The following is a 16,440-nucleotide window of genomic DNA, read 5'->3' as shown; positions in this document are numbered from 1 at the left end:
GCAATGTCCTGGCGCGGTGGTCCGGGAGCGGTCCGGGAGCGGTCCGGGAGCGGTCCGGGAGCGGTATCCTGCCGCCGAGCCTATCGCGGCCGCGCCCCGGCGCAATCGCGCCCGATGCCGCGCGCCGCAATTGCCGCGCGTTTGAATTTGCCGCGGCCGGCGCTAAAACAACCACCGAAATCTGCCCAGCGGACCCCAAGCCATGCCGAACATCTACGAACAGCATCTCGACCGGAACCCGGCCAACTTCGCGCCCCTGTCGCCGATCCCGCTGCTCGAACGCGCCGCATCGGTGTTTCCCGATCATCCCTCGGTGGTGCATGGCGCCCGGCGCTACACCTGGTCGGAGACCTGGGAACGGGCGCGCCGGCTCGGCTCGGCCCTGTCGCGGCGCGGCATCGGCAAGGGCGATACCGTGGCGGTCATGCTGCCCAACATCCCGGAGATGTTCGAATGCCATTTCGGCATTCCCATGACCGGCGGGGTCATCAATGCGCTGAACACGCGGCTGGACGCGGCGACCATCGCCTTCATCCTGAACCACGGCGAAGCGAAGATCCTGATCACCGACCGCGAGTTCGCGCCGACCGTCGAAGACGCGCTTGGGCAGATCGGCCGCGAGATAACCGTCATCGACGTCGACGATCCGGAATATGGCGGCGACGGCGCCCGGCTCGGCGAAACGACCTATGAGGATTTCATCGCCGGCGGCGACCCGGCCTATGCGGGCCGGGAGCCGGACGACGAGTGGGACGCCATCGCGCTCAACTACACCAGCGGCACGACCGGCAATCCGAAGGGCGTCGTCTATTCCCACCGCGGCGGCTATATCGGCGCGATCGGCAACCCGGTGACCTGGTCGATGCCGCAGCATCCGGTCTATCTGTGGACCCTGCCGATGTTCCACTGCAACGGCTGGACCTTCCCCTGGGCCCTGCCGGCGGTGGCGGGCACCAGCGTCTGCCTGCGCAATGTCAGCGCCGCCGATATCTTCGCCGCCATCGCCGAGGAGGGCGTGACCCATTTCTGCGGCGCGCCGGTGGTGCTCAACCTTGTCATCAACGCCTCGGAGGACGAGCGCCGGCCGCTGCCGCACAAGGTCGAGATCATGACCGCCGCCGCGCCGCCGCCGCCGGCCGTGCTGGAGCGGATCGAGGCCATGGGCTTCCGCGTCACCCATGTCTACGGGCTGACCGAGGTTTACGGCCCGGCCACGATCTGCGCCTGGCACCCGGAATGGGACGCGCTGGAGCCGCAGGAGCGCGCCCGGGTCAAGTCGCGCCAGGGCGTGCGCTATCCGGTCGAGGAGGGCCTGATGGTCGCCGACCCGGAAACGATGGCGCCGGTGCCGAAGGACGGCGCGACCATGGGCGAGGTGTTCTTCCGCGGCAATCTGGTGATGAAGGGCTATCTGAAGAACGCCGACGCGACCGACGAGGCCTTCCGCGGCGGCTGGTTCCATTCCGGCGACCTCGGCGTCTGGCACCCGGACGGCTATATCGAGCTGCGCGACCGCTCGAAGGACATCATCATCTCCGGCGGCGAGAATATCTCGACCATCGAGGTCGAGGGCGTGATCTTCGGCCATCTCAAGGTGCTGGAGGCCGCCGTGGTCGCCCGGCCGGACGAGAAATGGGGCGAGACGCCCTGCGCCTTCGTCACGCTCAAACCGGGAGAGGAGGCGACCGAGGCCGAGATCATCGCGTATTGCCGGGACAATCTCGCCCATTACAAGGCGCCGAAGACGGTGATCTTCACCGGCCTGCCCAAGACCTCGACCGGCAAGGTGCAGAAGTTCAAGCTGCGCGCCCGGGCGGCCGGTCTTTGAGGCGGGCGCTCCGGCTCCGATGACCGCGCCGGGCGCGTCGATCCCCGCGTTCTGCGCCGCCTCGGCGACGCAGGTTACGTTCCGCGGACAAACGACGGGCATCGCGGATTTGGTGCAGCAGGCCGACGACGCGGCCCGGGCGCTGATCCGCCTCGGCGTCGCGCCGGGCGACCGGATCGCGCTCTGGCTGCCGAACTGCCCGGAATGGTTCGCGCTGTTCATCGCCGCCGCCCGGATCGGCGCGATCGCGGTCATGGTCAACACGCGCTACCGCAGCGCCGAGGTTGCCGACATCGTCGGCCGGTCCGGGGCGAAGGCGCTGTTCCTGTGGCCGGATTTCCGCGGCATCGATTTTCCGGCGATCCTCGCCGGGGTCGATCCGGCGGACGTGGATTCGCTTGCCGCCGTGGTGTCGGTGTTCCCGGCGGGGGGCGAAGGCGGTCCCGCGCAACTCGGCGACATTCCGGCAATGGGATTCGGCGAATTCATGGACCGCGGCGCGGCGTCGGACCTGCCTTTGCTCGGCAGCGACGGGCTGCCGGAGGCCGGCGTCGCCATCTTCACGACCTCGGGCACGACCGACAAACCGAAATTCGTCCTGCACAGCCAGCGGAGCGTGACCCGCCACGCAATGGATGTGATCCGGGCTTTCGGGATGACCGACGATGCATCGCCGCTGCTCCAGACGCTGCCCCTGTGCGGCGTCTTCGGCTTCTGCTGGGCCCTGGCGGCCGTCGCCGCGGGCCGCCCGATGCTGCTGGAGGAGAGCTTTTCCGCGGAAACGAGCGTCGCGGCGATTCGCGGCCGGCGCATCACCCACCTGGTCGCGACCGACGACATGCTCCACGCCATGCTCGATCTCGACGCGGACCGGACGGCGCTGCGCAGCCTGCGCATGGCCGGCTTCGCCGCCTTCAACGGCGATCCCGGCGCGCTGATGGACCGCTGCGAGGCCCACGGCGTGCCGCTGGTCGGCCTCTACGGCATGAGCGAGGTGATGGCCCTGTTCGCCGCCCAGCCGCCCGATGCGCCGCGCGGACAGCGGATCAAGGGGGCAGGGCGGCCGGTCTGCGCGGCGACCGCCGTCCGGGTGCGCGACCCGGCGTCCGGCGCACTCTTGGGCGAGGGGGAAACCGGCGCCCTGGAAATCCGCACGCCGAACCGGATGCTCGGTTATTTCGGCAATCCCGAAGCGACCGCCGAAGCGTTCGACAATGACGGCTTCCTGCGCACGGGAGACGCCGGCTACCTGGACGAGACCGGCTTCGTGTTCCTCGCCCGCATGGGCGACGCCCTGCGGCTCGGCGGCTTCCTGGTCGCGCCGGAAGAGATCATGGCCCGGATCGACGAAGTGGCGGGGGTCGCCGCATCGCAGGTCGTCGGCGTCACGGCCGGCGGCAAACCCCGCTGCGCCGCCTTCGTCATCCCCGAAGCGGGCGCGAAGGTTTCGGCGGCGGCGGTGATCGACCATTGCCGGGCCGGGCTCGCCGCCTACAAGGCGCCGGTTGCCGTCTGGGAGATCGCGGAATTCCCGACGACGCCCAGCCCCAACGGAACCAAGGTCCAGCGCCGCAAGCTCCAGCAGTTGGCCCAAGCGCGTCTGGATGCGTTGGCACGCTCCGGAGCGCCGGCCGAAAGCCCGCGCTGAGCCGGGCTGAAATCCCTTCGCCTGGAATTTCTCTGCGAAATGGCTTCACGCCGCAATTCTATCCTTCCCCCTCTTCAGAGGGGGAAGTCCCGGAGCGAAGCGGAGGGGATGGGGGTGTCTCGGGCCGTCGTCGGAGTCGCCTTGCGGCGAAGCGCGCCCCGCTACGGACATATGCGCCACGGCACCCCCACCTGGCCTCCCCCTCTGAAGAGGGGGAGGAATAGCGTCGCGGACGGGCGCAGCCTTTCGTAGAGGAAGCCAGGGGGATTCGTGCGACAGCGCCGCAGCCGCGACCGCTGCGGCCGCCGGGGACCGGCCGGACAGTAAATCAGCGCCGTCAGGCGCTGCTCAACATGGCGATTTCGTCCTTGATGCGGAGCTTCTGCTTCTTCAGCTCGGCGATATGCAGATCGTTCGGAAGGGGGCGGGCTTCCTCGTCTGCGATGGACTGCTCAAGGGTATGATGACGGGCTTTCAATGCTTCGATCCGGGGATCGACGGACATGGGCACCTCCATGTGAAATCCATGTGACATCCGTATGACATCGGCAGCAGAATTTAACAGACGCCGCCGCCGCAATCCAGCGGTTCGGGAGCTCCGTTACCGGCCGGTATCGCTGCGGCAGGCCGCGGCTGCGATGGCGGCCAAGGCGGCCTCTGTCTCCGCGGCATCGGTCTCTGCGCCGGCTCCCGATCCGAGAACCGAGAGATACGCTTCCATATTGGCACGCGCCGCCGCGCTGTCCAGCGGCGCCGCGCCGGAAGCGCCGGAAGCGCCGAAATCGCCGAAGCCGCCGAATCCGGGAGCGTCGGCGAGGGCGGCCAGCCGCAGCTGTTCGATATGCTCGGCGTCGATCTCGATCTTCTGGATCCGGGCGCGCAGGGCCGCCTGCAGTTCGGACGGCGGGCTGCCGTCGAGCGGCGATTTCAGGCGCCGGCGCACCGAACGCAAAGGCCTGACGACCTCCTTGTGCCAGCCGCGGACCGCGCTGCACGCGGCCTCGATCTGCGCCCGGTCGAGGCGCGCGCCGTTGCGGCCGGTCCAGGCGCAGAACAGCAGGATGTTGACGTCCGCGCCGTGCGCCTCCTGGAGCGCGATGCAGGCGTCGGCAACCCCGTCCCGACCATAGGTGGCGAGGGAAAAATCCCAGAACGGATGATCGGGAAACTGCATGGGCCTGCCTGCCGTGCCGCCGCGTTCGTTCGCTTCACTTTCGGGCCGGAAAAGGGTAGTCTCAATCCCGGAGAGAGGCCATGGCCGACGACACGAACAGCGGCGACGACGGCGCGGAGTCCCAGGCCGCGATCCGGCGCAAGCTGGAGGAGTTGCGCGTCGAACACCGCGACCTGGACGACATGATCGCCCGGGTGAACGAGGAAGCGCCGTTCGACCAGCTCCGCATGCAGCGCCTCAAGAAGCGCAAGCTTGCCCTGCGCGACCAGATCAACCGGCTGGAAAGCGAACTGCTGCCCGACATCATCGCGTGAGGGTGTTGAAGGCATGGCGAAGCGGCGTTGAGCAGCGCGACGCGGGCGTTGGTGTCGAGCAGGTAACGCATCACTCGGTCGCGCCGTCGGGCCCGGGACGGCGCGGCAGTTCGGGCTGGCTCCGTCCGTCGACGAAGAAGTCGGAGGAAAATTCGCCGGCAATGGCGTCCAGCCAGGCCCAATCCGATTCGACGGGTTCGGGGAAAGGCGCTGCCCTACAGCAATTTCACCAAGGCGACAATCAGCCCGCCCTGGGCGATCAGCGCGCCAAACATCCATTTCAGCAAGTCGGCCTTCACCGCCTCGATGCGGGCCTCTACTTGAGCGATGTCGGCCTTGAGAGTCGCCTCTACTTGAGCGATGTCGGCCTTGAGAGTCGCCTCTACTTGAGCGATGTCGGCCTTGAGAGCCGCCTCTACTTGAGCGATGTCGGCCTTGAGAGTTGCCTCTACTTGAGCGGTGTCTGTCTGGAGAGCCGCGACATCCGCCTTGGTCGCGAGATTGGCGTTGAGCAGGGCAACATGCTCCTCAGCCAGGGTCTCGGCCTGCCTCTCGGTGAAGCCGCTCTCAGTCAGGCGTTTGACGAAGCGGTGGGTGTCGAATGCGATCGCCTCGGTCATGGTTCGATTATAGGGGTCCGCCAGTGCCGAACAAGAACCGTTGCACCGCTGCTCGGGCCGCTGTCCCGACGAATACGACAACCGGCAGCTGCTGTGAACACTGTGGGAACATTTTGCGCAGATGTCAAATCGGAAAGCGCCTGAAATCGGCGCGGGCGGCCATGATCGGTTGCTCCCGGCCCGGCGCGGCCTATAATCCGCGGCTTCCTTTGAGACGGATCGCAACAGGACCATGGATAGCACCCCGCCGCCGGTGGCCATCGTCATGGGCAGCCAGTCCGACTGGGAAACGATGCGGGAGGCCCGGGACGTCCTGGCCGAACTCGGCGTGACCGCCGACGTCCGGATCGTCTCGGCGCACCGGACGCCCGACCGGCTCTACGCCTTCGCGAAAGGCGCGAAGGACGCCGGCGTGAAAGTGATCGTCGCCGGCGCCGGCGGTGCGGCCCACCTGCCGGGCATGATCGCCTCGCTGACCACGCTGCCCGTGCTCGGCGTGCCGGTTTCCTCGGCTGCTCTCTCCGGCGTCGATTCCCTCCATTCCATCGTGCAGATGCCCGGCGGCGTGCCGGTCGGGACGCTCGCCATCGGCAAGGCCGGGGCGAAGAATGCCGGCCTGCTGGCGGCGGCGATCCTCGCGCTCGGCGACGCGCGGATCGATGCGGCGCTTGCGGCGTGGCGGCAGGCCCAGACCGACGCCGTCGCCGAAACCCCGGCTTGACGGCAGCCGTCCAGCGCGGAAAGCCCGTGCCGCCGGGCAGCGTCATCGGCATCCTCGGCGGCGGCCAGCTCGGCCGGATGATCGCGCTGGCCGCGGCGCCGCTGGGCTACCGCTGCGCGGTCCTGACGCCGGAGGAAGACAGCCCGGCTTCGCAGGTCGCGTGGCGAACCGTCGTCGCCCCGTATGACGATGCCGCGGCGCTCGCCCGCCTGGCCGATCTCGCCGACGTCGTCACGCTCGAGTTCGAGAATGTGCCGGCGCAGGCCGTCGCGGCGCTGGCGGCGCGGGTGCCGACCGCGCCGGACGAACGCGTTCTCGCCGTCACCCAGGACCGGCTGAAGGAAAAGACGCTGGCGCACGAGGCGGGGCTCGCGACCGTCGCCTTCGCCGCCATCGAGGGCGGCGACCTTTCCGCCATGCGCGAAACGGTCGGGTTCCCGGCCATCCTGAAGACCCGGCGCATGGGGTACGACGGCAAGGGCCAGCGCCGCGTCGACAGCCCCGAAGAGGCGGAAAGGGCCTGCCGGGACCTCGGCGACTCCCTGATCGCCGAAGCCGTTTGCCCGTTCGAAATGGAACTGTCGGTGATCGCCGCGCGGTCGCCCGATGGCGAAATCCGGGCGTTCGACGCGGTCGAGAACGCGCATGAAAACCATATCCTGCGCACGACCCGGGCGCCCGCGCGCATCGCCGAAGCCGTGCGGGCGGAGGCGCAGGAAGCGGCCCGCCGGCTCGCCGGGCGCCTGTCGCTCGTCGGCCTGCTCGCGGTCGAGTTCTTCTGGTCGCCGGAGGCGGGACTGCTGGTCAACGAGATGGCGCCGCGGCCGCACAATTCGGGCCACTGGACGATCGAGGCCTGCCGCACGAGCCAGTTCGAGCAGTTGGTCCGGGCAGTCTGCGGCCTGCCGCTCGGCGATCCCGCCCGCCGGCACGATGCGACCATGACCAATCTTCTGGGGGCCGAAGCGGACGATTGGGCAGAGCCGGTCGCCGACCCGGACATGCACCTGCACCTGTACGGCAAGGCCGAGGCCCGCGAAGGGCGCAAGATGGGCCATGTCACCCGGCTGCTCCCGCTCGGCGCCCACATTGCGGACGGCAACGGATAGTACGTCCGCACCGATTACGCAGCGGCGCCTGGTCGGCAAAAATTTATTAAATCGATACTGAAATAGTCAAATATTACACGCACAATTTATAGAAAATTTCGTACTGTTGCCCTTCGCATGATCGTGCCGCTCGGGGCAACGCAATCCCGGGGCGGCCGTCGGCGCAAGGAGGGAGATCCGATCGGCGATCCGGGCGAAAAGAACTCGGATCGTCGGTGTCATCACGTTATCAGCGGAGGAAATCCATGAAACTGAAACCAACCCTGATTGCCGCTGCCCTTGTGGCCGTTGCGGCGCCGGCGCAGGCCGAATCGGTCATCATCGGCAATCCGAACTGGGGCAGCGCCCAGGCGGTCGCCGGTCTGATCAAGGTGGTCGTGGAAACCAAGATCGGGGGCAAGGCCGACTTGGTGCCGGGCACCAACGCCAACATCTTTGCCGGCATGGACCGCGGCAAGGGCGAGATCGACATTCATCCGGACGTCTGGCTGCCGAACCAGGAAAATTTCGTCAACCTGTATGTCAAGAACAAGAAAACGGTCGTTCTGAGCAAGAACCCCTACGCCGGCCGAAGCGGCTTTTGCGTTACCAGGGACTTTTCGAAGAAATACAACATAACCTCGATCTTCGATCTGACCCGTCCGGAAGTCGCCAAGGCAACGGACATGGACGGCAACGGCAAGGGCGAGCTCTGGATCGGCGCGCCGGGCTGGGCTTCGACCAATACCAACGAGATCAAGGTGCGCGACTACGGGCTGCTGACGTTCATGGATCCGTTCCGCGCCGAAGAGAGCGTCTCGCTCGCGCGCGTCGGCGACAGCATCCGGAAAAAGCAGGGCTTCGCGTTCTACTGCTATTCACCCCACGCCATCTGGAGCATGTTCGACATCGTGCGCCTCAAGGAGCCGAAATACGATCCGAAGAAGTACACCATGGTCCAGCCCAAGGTGAGCGCGGACTGGAAGAAGAAGTCGAAGATCACGACCGGAGACGCGCCGCGGAGCATGCGGGTCGCCTTCTCGAAGACGCTGATCAAGCGCGCGCCGACCGTCGTCGCTTTCCTGCGCAACATGAAGCTGGACACGGCGACGGTGAGCGCCATGGTCTTCGAGATCGGCGCGAAAAGGCGGAATCCGGTCGACGTGGCCAAGGACTGGGTCGCCAAGAACGGCAAGCGGGTGGACGGCTGGCTCGGCCTGTAGGCCCGCAGGCAGTTTTCGCCCGAGAAGAATGAGCAGCCATCGGGGCTCCGGCCCCGATGGCGCTTTCTTTCAGTCTATCAGTCTATCGCCGATCCATGAGGGCCACTCCGACCGCCGGCGCCGCAACCGACCCGGACATGCACCTGCACCTGTACGGCAGGGCCGAGGCCCGCAAAGGGCGCAAGATGGGGCATGTCACCCGGCTGCTGCCGCTCGGCGCCTACAGGGCCGGCACCACCGTGGTCAGCGCGCCCCGCGCCCCTTCGATGCGACGTAAAATCCGGCCGGTCCGCCGGGAATTCGGCCGGGAATCGCTTGTCGCCGGAAGAGGCGCCGGTCTATGGAAAGCGCTTGCAGACGGGCACAGAGGGATGTCCGTCCTGCGTTCAGATCGGGACGATCCGGCATGAGCCGGGGCCCGACCATCAAAGTCGGAGGAATCGATGAAATTCAGAGCAACCCTGCTTGCCGCCGCCATCGTGGCCGTCGCGGCGCCTGCGCAGGCCGAATCGGTCAATATCGGCGTACCGAACTGGGTCGGCGCCAAGGCGATCGCCAACCTGATCAAGGTCGTCGTCGAGACCAAGATGGGCGGCACGACGGACATGGTGCCCGGCACCAACGCCAGCATCTTCGCCGGCATGGACCGCGGCAAGGGCGAGATCGACATTCATCCGGACGTCTGGCTGCCGAACCAGGAAACCTTCACCAACGAATACGTCAAGAAGAAGAAGACGGTCGTTCTGAGCAAGAACCCCTATGTCGGCCGCCAGGGCTTCTGCGTTTCGAAGGATTTCTCGAAGAAGCACAAGGTGACCTCGATCTTCGACCTGACCCGTCCGGATGTCGCCAAGGCGATGGACAGCGACGGCAACGGCAAGGGCGAGATCTGGATCGGCGCGCCGGGCTGGGCCTCGGCCAACGTCAACGAGATCAAGGTGCGCGACTACGGTCTGATGGCGTTCATCGAGCCGATCCGCGCCGAGCAGAGCGTGATGACGGCGCGCGTCGGCGACAGCATCAAGAAAAAGCAGGGCTACGCTTTCTACTGCTATTCGCCCCACGCCATCTGGAACATGTACGATATCGTGCGTCTGGAAGAGCCGAAGTTCGATCCGAAGAAGTACATCATGGTCCAGCCGAAGCAGAGCGCGGACTGGAAGAAGAAGTCCAAGGTGATGACCGAAGACGCGCTGAAGGCGGTCCAGGTCGCCTGGTCGAAATCGCTCGAAAAGCGTTCGCCGACCATCGCCGCCTTCCTGCGCAACATGAAGCTGGATTCCGATACGGTGAGCAATCTGGTTTTCCAGATCGCGGCCAAGCGGCGGAAGCCGGAAGAAGTGGCCAGGGAATGGGTCGCGAAGAACGGCAAGCGGGTGGACGGCTGGCTCGGTCTCTAGGCTTGCGGCCGGTCTCCATTTGGGGAAAAAGAGCAGCCATCGGGGCCCCGGCCCCGGTGGCGCTTTCTTGTGGCGCTTTCTTTCAGTCTGTAGCCGATCCATGAGGGCCATTCCGACCGCCAGTGCCGCAACCGGTTTGGACCGGACGGACAGCGCCATCGAGATCGAGGGCGTCTGGAAGATTTTCGGCGCCCGGGCCGGCGAGGCGCTCGACGCCGTGCAGGCCGAAGGAATCTCGAAAGCCGAGGTGCTGGAACGGTTCGACTGCGTCGTCGGGGTCGCCGACGTCACCCTGTCGGTCCCGCGCGGCGAGATCTTCTGCGTCATGGGCCTGTCCGGCAGCGGCAAGTCCACGCTCGTCCGCCATATCAACCGGCTGCTCGAGCCGACCGCCGGCCGCATCCTGGTCAACGGCGAGGATATCCTCTCGATGCAGGACCAGGCCCTGCGGCGCTACCGCAACGAACACATTTCCATGGTGTTCCAGAACTTCGCCCTGATGCCGCACCGCTCGGTTCTGGACAATATATCCCTGCCGCTGGAAATCCGCGGCGCCAGCAAGAACGAACGCACGGAAGTCGCCCAGCGCGCCCTTCAGATGGTCGAGCTCGGCGGCTGGGGCCACAAATTTGCCCACGAGCTGTCCGGCGGCATGCAGCAGCGCGTCGGCCTGGCGCGGGCGCTGGCCGCAGATCCCGAGATCCTGCTGATGGACGAGCCGTTCAGTGCGCTCGACCCGCTGATCCGGCGGCAATTGCAGGACGAGTTCATCAAGCTGGCCGGCGTCATGGAAAAGACGACGGTGTTCATCACCCACGACCTCGACGAAGCTGTCCGCATCGGCGACCGGATCGCGATCATGCGCGACGGCCGGGTCGTCCAGACCGGCCGGCCGGAAGAGATCGTGATGCACCCGGAGGACGATTATGTCGCCGATTTCGTCGCCGGAATTTCGCGCCTTAAAGTGGTGCGCGCCCATGCCGTGATGAAGCCGCTCGACGCGCACGAAGCGGAACACGGGCCGGTCCCGGCCGAAGCGCGGCGCTTCCGGCACGACGAAAATCTGAGCGTCCTGATCGAGGCCGCGATCGAAGACGATGCACCGGTTCTTGTCACCGGCGACAGCGGGCAGGATATCGGGGCGATCACGCGCGCCGACCTGCTGCGCGCCGTGGTGGAAGGGACGGAAACCTCATGACCGGCGTGCCCGAATCAGCCGTGCCGGCTGCCGGTCAGACGGATCAGATCGGCCCGCTCGTCGACGAGTTCACCGGGACGGACGGCGCGTATTACCGCCGGACCTTCGAGCGGATCGGCGGCTCGTCCAAATTCGTCTGGATCTTCCATCCCTGGGCGGCGCTGCTCGGCCCGGTCTGGTACGGCGCGCGCGGCCTGTGGAACGCAGCCCTGCCGTTCCTGCTGGTCGAGACCTTCGCCTTCATCCAGATGGCGCGCGGCCTGTTCGGCAACCTGGCGACCGACGCCTACGCCCGGGTTGCGCAGATCGAGGCGACGCTCGCCTTGCGCAAGAAACAGCTCGAAGCGGCCCGTGCCGCCAACGCCGACAATGTCGACGTGTTCGAACGGACCGTCAAATCGCTGGAAGCGGCCATCGGCGGCATCCGGCAGGAAGCGGTGGAAATCGAACAGGGGGCCATCTGGGTCGCGCTTTCAGGCGTCGCCATGCTCCTGCTGTTCAAGGCGGCCGAGGGTTTCTGGGCCAACCGGGCGCTGGAGAAGCGTTTTTCCGAATGGCTGTCGAACCGGAAGGTCGCCAGCGGCGTCACGCTGCGCCGCACGCTGCTCAGCATCGTCTTCTGCCTCGTCATCGTGGCGGCCTCGATTCTGCACTACGCCTTCCCCGGCGAGTTCGGGATCCTCGCCGGTTTTCCGACCGACGACATCTTCCACAGCGAATCGAGCGAAGGGGTAAAGGCCTTTTTCGAGGCGGTCACGACCGGCGGCAGCGCCTTCTTCGGCTCCATCTCCTACGGCATCCGGGTGATCCTCGATTTCCTCGAAGTCGTCTTCGTCGAAACGCCATGGATCGTCGTCGCCAGCTTCATCATCCTGTTGACGGGCCTGTCCGCCGGCCTGCGCGCCGCGGTCTGGTCCGGCGCCTTCCTCGCCTATATGGGCGTGCTGGGCTTCTGGGACAAAGCGATGACCACCCTGGCGCTGCTCGGCACGGCGGCCTGCATCTCCATCGCCATCGGCATCCCGCTCGGCGTCTATTGCGCCCGCCGGCCGCGGGTCTATTCGGCGATCCGGCCGATCATGGATTTCATGCAGACCATGCCGGCCTTCGTGTTCATGATCCCGGTGATCGCCTTCTTCGGCACCGGCAAGCCCGCCGCCGTCGTCACGACCATGATCTTCGGCGGCACACCGGTGGTCCGGCTCACGGTGCTGGGCCTGCGCGGCGTGCCCGAATCCGTGCGCGAAGCGGCGATCGCCTACGGCGCCTCGAAATTCTACCTGCTGACCAAGGTCGACCTGCCGCTCGCCAAGCCGTCGATCATCGCCGGCATCAACCAGACGATCATGCTGAGCCTCGCCATGGTGGTCGTTGCCTCGCTGATCGGCGCCAAGGGCCTGGGCGAGGACGTGCTGGAAGCGCTGCAATATGCGTCGGTCGGGCAGGGCATCCTGGCCGGCTTCGCCATCCTGTTCTGCGCCCTCATCCTCGACCGCATCGTGGCGGGGGCGAAGACCTGAGGACGGCCTGCGGGCGCGCTTGGCACTGGAAAGCGGAAGGCCGCCCGGCGATAATCGGACCGCGAGGCTGTTGCGGGCGGCGGGCCGGACCTCCCGGCGTGCCGGCGCCATGACCGGAAGGGGAAATGCCATGACTGCGGCCGAAGAATTCGAAGCCCTCTGGCCCGGCGGCGTCAATGCGGTTCCGGCCATATCCCCGGCGCCGCGGCCGGCGGATCTCAACGGCAGGCGTATCGGGTTCCTGTGGGACTATGTGTTCCGGGGCGATGAAATCTTCCCGGTCCTGGAACGGGCCCTCGCCGAGGCCTACGACGATGTGGAATTCGTCGGTTACGACGCCTTCGGCCCGACCTTTGCCGGCGACGAGCACGAGACGCTCGCCGCGCTGCCGCAGCGGCTGAAGGAACTGGAAATCGACGCGGTCGTCTCCGGCGTCGGCGGCTGAGGGGCGTGCACGCCCGCCGTGATGCGGGCCAGCGCCATCGTCGAGAAAACCGGAATTCCCACCGCCTCGCTGGTCTGCGACGGCTTCGTCGGCCAGGCCGCCGGCATTGCGCCGGGGCTCGGTGTTGCCGGGCTGCCGGTCGCCCGTATCGTCGGCCATGTCGACGGGCAGGACCTCGACGAACTGCAGCAGAACCTGAGGGCTGTGACGGCGAACGCCGTGATCGACTGTCTCACCACGCCGGTGGAAGCGGATTCCGCGGCGTCCGGACTCACCAGCGATACCGTCGTCGCGCGCGGCTCGTTCGATGACGTCAACACGGTGTTCTACGAACGCCGCTGGAGCGACGGCCTGCCGGTGGTGCCGCCGACGGCCGGGCGCGTGGCGGCGTTCCTGGCGCACACCGACGACGATCCCGACCGCATTATCGGCGCTCTGAAGCCGTCGGGCTCCGCAGCGACAGTCCGGAACGTGGCGATCAACGGCGTGATGGCGAATTGCCTGCCGGAGCATATGCCGGTGCTGATCGCCATTGCCGAAGCGCTCGCCGATCCGGGCTATGGCGTCGAGCACAGCGGGGATACCACCGGCGGGGACGCGCTGATAATCCTGAGCGGCCCGGTCGTCGACCGGCTGCAGTTCAATTGCGCCGAGGCTTCGCTGCGCGACGGTTACCGGGCGAACACCAGCGTCGGCAGGTTCCTTCGCCTTTTCCTGCGCAACGTCGCACGCTGCCTGCCGGGCGCTACGGACAAGAGCACCTTCGGCAACACCTGGCGCGTCGTCCTCGCCGAGAACGGCACGGCGGCACGCGAGCTCGGCTGGCCGTCGTTCAGCGCCGACGCCGGCTTCGAACCCGATGCGAATCTCGTCACGGTCGGCCGGTTCACCGGCAGCAACGTGATCGGCTCGATCTACGGCAACGACCCGGACACGATCGCCCGCTACCTGGCGGACGGCCTGGTCCGCCAATCGGGCTGGGAACTCGTCTTCACCGTCGGCTTTTCCCGCGGCCTCTATCGGCCGCTGCTGGTCCTGAGCCCGATGGTGGCGAAAACGCTGGCGCGCAGCGGCACGACGAAGGAACGGCTGCGCGGCCTGCTGTTCGACCATGCGCGTCTGCCGGCGCGCAAGCTGGAAGCCTATATCGGCGCCTGGTCCAACATGGTGCCGGGAAACCGGAGCCTGAACCAATTGGTCGAAGCCGGCAGGGCGGCGGCCCTCTACGGCGAAAGCGACGATCCCGAACGGCTGGTGCCGATCGTCGAGAAGCCGGAACATATCCTTCTGGTACTGAGCGGCGACCCGCTGCGCGCCAATGCCTGCGCTTTCGCCAGCAACGGCATGCACGGTTTCCCGACCAGCAAACGCATCCGTCTGCCGGCGAAGTTGCAATAAGGGTCGGTGAAACCCTTGCCGGGAAAGACCGGCCCTAGCGCCGGAAGTCGCCCGCCTGCCCCGGTTTCAGGAAATTGCGCAGGCCCAAGGGATCTGGCAGGCGCTCGAGCGTTTCCCGCAGGCGCTGCGTGGCCTTCGGAATCTGCATCGTCTCGTCGATGCGCCGCTCCAGGAAGCGCCAGGTCCGCGCACTGTCCTCGGAGTTGTCGTTCAGCCAGTGGACGACGGTGGCGCCGTAGACGCCGGCGAGCAGGCCCCGCTTGGTGTAGAAATTGAAGTCCGTCGCCGTGTCACCGGCGGCGCGCCAGATCGTGTCGACCGTCCGGTAGAGAATGCGCATCCCGGCCGGCCCGTTGGGCGGGAAGGACAGGACCGTGAGCCCCCGGCGCACCGCGTCGCGATGGCCGGCATTCTGTTCGAGCCGGAGGCGGACCGCGCGGGCGATCCGGTCGCGCACCCGCATGGCTTCGAGATCTTCCTCCGCCAGCGCGGCGGCCATGTTTTCGTCGGCAACGCGATTGAAATACTCGATCGCGTCGATGGCGCCGCGCGGGAAGGCGCGATGGGGGAATTCGGCATCGAGTCCGGCCTGTTCCGCCGCCGCCGCCATCGCCGTGCCCGTCCAGCCGTCGAACGGAACGTGTTCAAGCAGCGCGTCGAGCAAGGCCCGGCGCTTCGCCTCGAACCGCTCCCTTTCCTTCGTTTCGTCGTTCATCCGGCCGGGTTTCCTGCCGCGCCTGCCTCGATAGTCCCCGTCCCGGTAACCTAGGAACCGCCAGTCAAATTGTCACCGTATTTTGCTTTTGTGGCGCTTTGTGATAGATAGCCTCCGATTGCACGGGCGTCCCGGCCGGCAGGCGGGCGCCTCTTTGTATACGCGGAGTCCGAACCCAACCGCCGGAAACGAGACCGAAGGAGACCCTGGCCATCGTTCAGGTCGTAGTCCGAGACAACAATGTCGATCAGGCCCTGAAGGCGCTGAAGAAGAAGATGCAGCGCGAGGGCGTGTTCCGCGAGATGAAGCTGCGCCGGAGCTATGAAAAGCCGTCCGAGCGCAAGGCCCGCGAAAAGGCCGAGGCGGTGCGCCGCGCCCGCAAGCTGGCGCGCAAGCGCATGGAGCGCGAAGGCTTCTGACCGTTCCGGGTCCCCGGCGGCCGGAATTTGAGGCGGCGTGCAATCCGCCGACTGAGCGGATGCGGCAGGAGCGCCGCGCCGGCAGTGCGCGGAACCGGGGGAATGCAGCATGACCGAAGAGGCGGAACTGCTCGGCCGCATCGCCGTGTGCGCCGGAATTTTCGGGGGTAAGCCTGTCATTCGCGGCATGCGGATCGCGGTCGAGCATGTCCTCGGCATGCTGGCGGCCGGCGATTCGACAGAGACGATCCTGCAGGAATTTCCCGACCTCGACGCTGACGATATCCGGGCCTGTCTGCTGTTCGCCCACCGCTCGGTCGCCGGTGAGCATGTGCACGATCGGGTCGCCATACGGGAAGCTTCGTGAGATTTCTCCTCGACGTCTGCGCGGCATCGCAGACGTTGTACAAGGAGCTGACCGGCCTCGGGCACTGTCGATACCCCTCGGCGCCACAGGCCGGCATGTTCCTTCCCCCTCCTCAGTGGATTGCTCTGCGAAACGATTAGAGCACCATCGGAATCCCCCTCCCCTTGGGGGAGGGGTTAGGGGAGGGGTCGTCCGCCGTTGCAACGATGCCGGTTTGGGCAATGCTCGGGCCGCCGCATACCCCTCCCCCTGCCCCCTCCCCCAAGGGGAGGGGGATTATGGCTTTGGCCTGCGCCGCAGGGTTCCGATTGCCGGGTTTGGGAGGAAATTAGGCCAGTGTCCCGCCCCAGGCGGCGGGAAAT

The 16,440-nt window shown here is 66.8% G+C and carries 18 protein-coding genes; 14 read left to right on the top strand and 4 right to left on the bottom strand.

Annotated elements, in window-relative coordinates; all coding sequences use genetic code 11:
* Positions 1-202: 202 nt before the first annotated feature.
* Positions 203-1,828, top strand: coding sequence for an acyl-CoA synthetase (locus tag OXM58_01580; GenBank protein MDE0147038.1), 1,626 nt, complete (start codon positions 203-205; stop codon positions 1,826-1,828).
* A gap of 19 nt (positions 1,829-1,847) precedes the next feature.
* Entirely contained in the window at positions 1,848-3,476 is a 1,629-nt protein-coding gene (locus tag OXM58_01575) for an AMP-binding protein (GenBank protein ID MDE0147037.1), read from the top strand.
* 337 nt (positions 3,477-3,813) lie between these two features.
* On the opposite strand, the gene OXM58_01570 is transcribed toward OXM58_01575, so the two are convergent.
* Positions 3,814-3,981, bottom strand: coding sequence for a YdcH family protein (locus tag OXM58_01570; GenBank protein ID MDE0147036.1), 168 nt, complete (start codon positions 3,979-3,981; stop codon positions 3,814-3,816).
* A 96-nt stretch (positions 3,982-4,077) separates the two neighbouring features.
* Complete coding sequence (locus OXM58_01565) at positions 4,078-4,650, bottom strand: TIGR02444 family protein (GenBank protein MDE0147035.1); 573 nt, start codon at positions 4,648-4,650, stop codon at positions 4,078-4,080.
* A gap of 80 nt (positions 4,651-4,730) precedes the next feature.
* On the opposite strand from OXM58_01565, the gene OXM58_01560 reads away from it, so the two are divergent.
* The gene (locus OXM58_01560; protein ID MDE0147034.1) at positions 4,731-4,964 is read left to right on the top strand and encodes a DUF465 domain-containing protein; all 234 of its coding nucleotides are present in this window, start codon (positions 4,731-4,733) and stop codon (positions 4,962-4,964) included.
* Positions 4,965-5,179: 215 nt separating this feature from the next.
* Here the strand turns inward: OXM58_01560 and OXM58_01555 are convergent, their stop codons facing one another.
* Complete coding sequence (locus tag OXM58_01555) at positions 5,180-5,584, bottom strand: hypothetical protein (GenBank protein MDE0147033.1); 405 nt, start codon at positions 5,582-5,584, stop codon at positions 5,180-5,182.
* A gap of 232 nt (positions 5,585-5,816) precedes the next feature.
* Here OXM58_01555 and purE point away from each other — a divergent pair, with 232 nt between their 5' ends.
* The 9 genes from purE (at position 5,817) to OXM58_01510 (ending at position 14,577) form a co-directional block, all read left to right on the top strand.
* Positions 5,817-6,305, top strand: coding sequence for a 5-(carboxyamino)imidazole ribonucleotide mutase (purE, locus tag OXM58_01550; GenBank protein ID MDE0147032.1), 489 nt, complete (start codon positions 5,817-5,819; stop codon positions 6,303-6,305).
* Positions 6,302-7,414 (top strand): 5-(carboxyamino)imidazole ribonucleotide synthase, encoded by a 1,113-nt coding sequence (locus OXM58_01545; protein ID MDE0147031.1) that lies wholly within the window; start codon positions 6,302-6,304, stop codon positions 7,412-7,414. Before purE ends, OXM58_01545 begins: the two co-directional genes overlap by 4 nt.
* A 245-nt stretch (positions 7,415-7,659) precedes the next feature.
* Complete coding sequence (locus OXM58_01540; protein ID MDE0147030.1) at positions 7,660-8,616, top strand: glycine/betaine ABC transporter substrate-binding protein; 957 nt, start codon at positions 7,660-7,662, stop codon at positions 8,614-8,616.
* A gap of 95 nt (positions 8,617-8,711) precedes the next feature.
* Entirely contained in the window at positions 8,712-9,026 is a 315-nt protein-coding gene (locus OXM58_01535; GenBank protein MDE0147029.1) for a hypothetical protein, read from the top strand.
* A 33-nt stretch (positions 9,027-9,059) separates the two neighbouring features.
* Positions 9,060-10,016, top strand: coding sequence for a glycine/betaine ABC transporter substrate-binding protein (locus OXM58_01530; protein ID MDE0147028.1), 957 nt, complete (start codon positions 9,060-9,062; stop codon positions 10,014-10,016).
* Positions 10,017-10,116: 100 nt separating this feature from the next.
* Positions 10,117-11,214: a betaine/proline/choline family ABC transporter ATP-binding protein gene (locus tag OXM58_01525; GenBank protein MDE0147027.1), complete on the top strand. Its 1,098-nt coding sequence runs from the start codon at positions 10,117-10,119 to the stop codon at positions 11,212-11,214.
* A complete protein-coding gene (locus tag OXM58_01520; protein ID MDE0147026.1) occupies positions 11,211-12,734 on the top strand; it encodes an ABC transporter permease subunit in 1,524 nt (507 codons plus the stop codon). Before OXM58_01525 ends, OXM58_01520 begins: the two co-directional genes overlap by 4 nt.
* Positions 12,735-12,864: 130 nt before the next feature.
* Positions 12,865-13,179, top strand: coding sequence for a hypothetical protein (locus OXM58_01515; protein ID MDE0147025.1), 315 nt, complete (start codon positions 12,865-12,867; stop codon positions 13,177-13,179).
* An 18-nt stretch (positions 13,180-13,197) separates the two neighbouring features.
* A complete protein-coding gene (locus tag OXM58_01510; GenBank protein MDE0147024.1) occupies positions 13,198-14,577 on the top strand; it encodes a hypothetical protein in 1,380 nt (459 codons plus the stop codon).
* A 34-nt stretch (positions 14,578-14,611) separates the two neighbouring features.
* On the opposite strand, the gene OXM58_01505 is transcribed toward OXM58_01510, so the two are convergent.
* Positions 14,612-15,292, bottom strand: a complete 681-nt coding sequence (locus tag OXM58_01505; GenBank protein MDE0147023.1) for a COQ9 family protein — start codon at positions 15,290-15,292, stop codon at positions 14,612-14,614.
* A gap of 212 nt (positions 15,293-15,504) precedes the next feature.
* Between OXM58_01505 and rpsU the strand changes: the two genes are divergently transcribed.
* Entirely contained in the window at positions 15,505-15,711 is a 207-nt protein-coding gene (rpsU, locus tag OXM58_01500) for a 30S ribosomal protein S21 (protein MDE0147022.1), read from the top strand.
* A 109-nt stretch (positions 15,712-15,820) separates the two neighbouring features.
* The gene (locus OXM58_01495; protein MDE0147021.1) at positions 15,821-16,078 is read left to right on the top strand and encodes a DUF433 domain-containing protein; all 258 of its coding nucleotides are present in this window, start codon (positions 15,821-15,823) and stop codon (positions 16,076-16,078) included.
* The last annotated feature ends 362 nt before the right edge of the window (positions 16,079-16,440 follow it).

Source organism: Rhodospirillaceae bacterium, assembly GCA_028819475.1.
Classification (GTDB): domain Bacteria; phylum Pseudomonadota; class Alphaproteobacteria; order Bin65; family Bin65; genus Bin65.
Note: the sequence above shows the minus strand (reverse complement) of the source record. Positions and strands in the feature narration are given on the sequence as shown.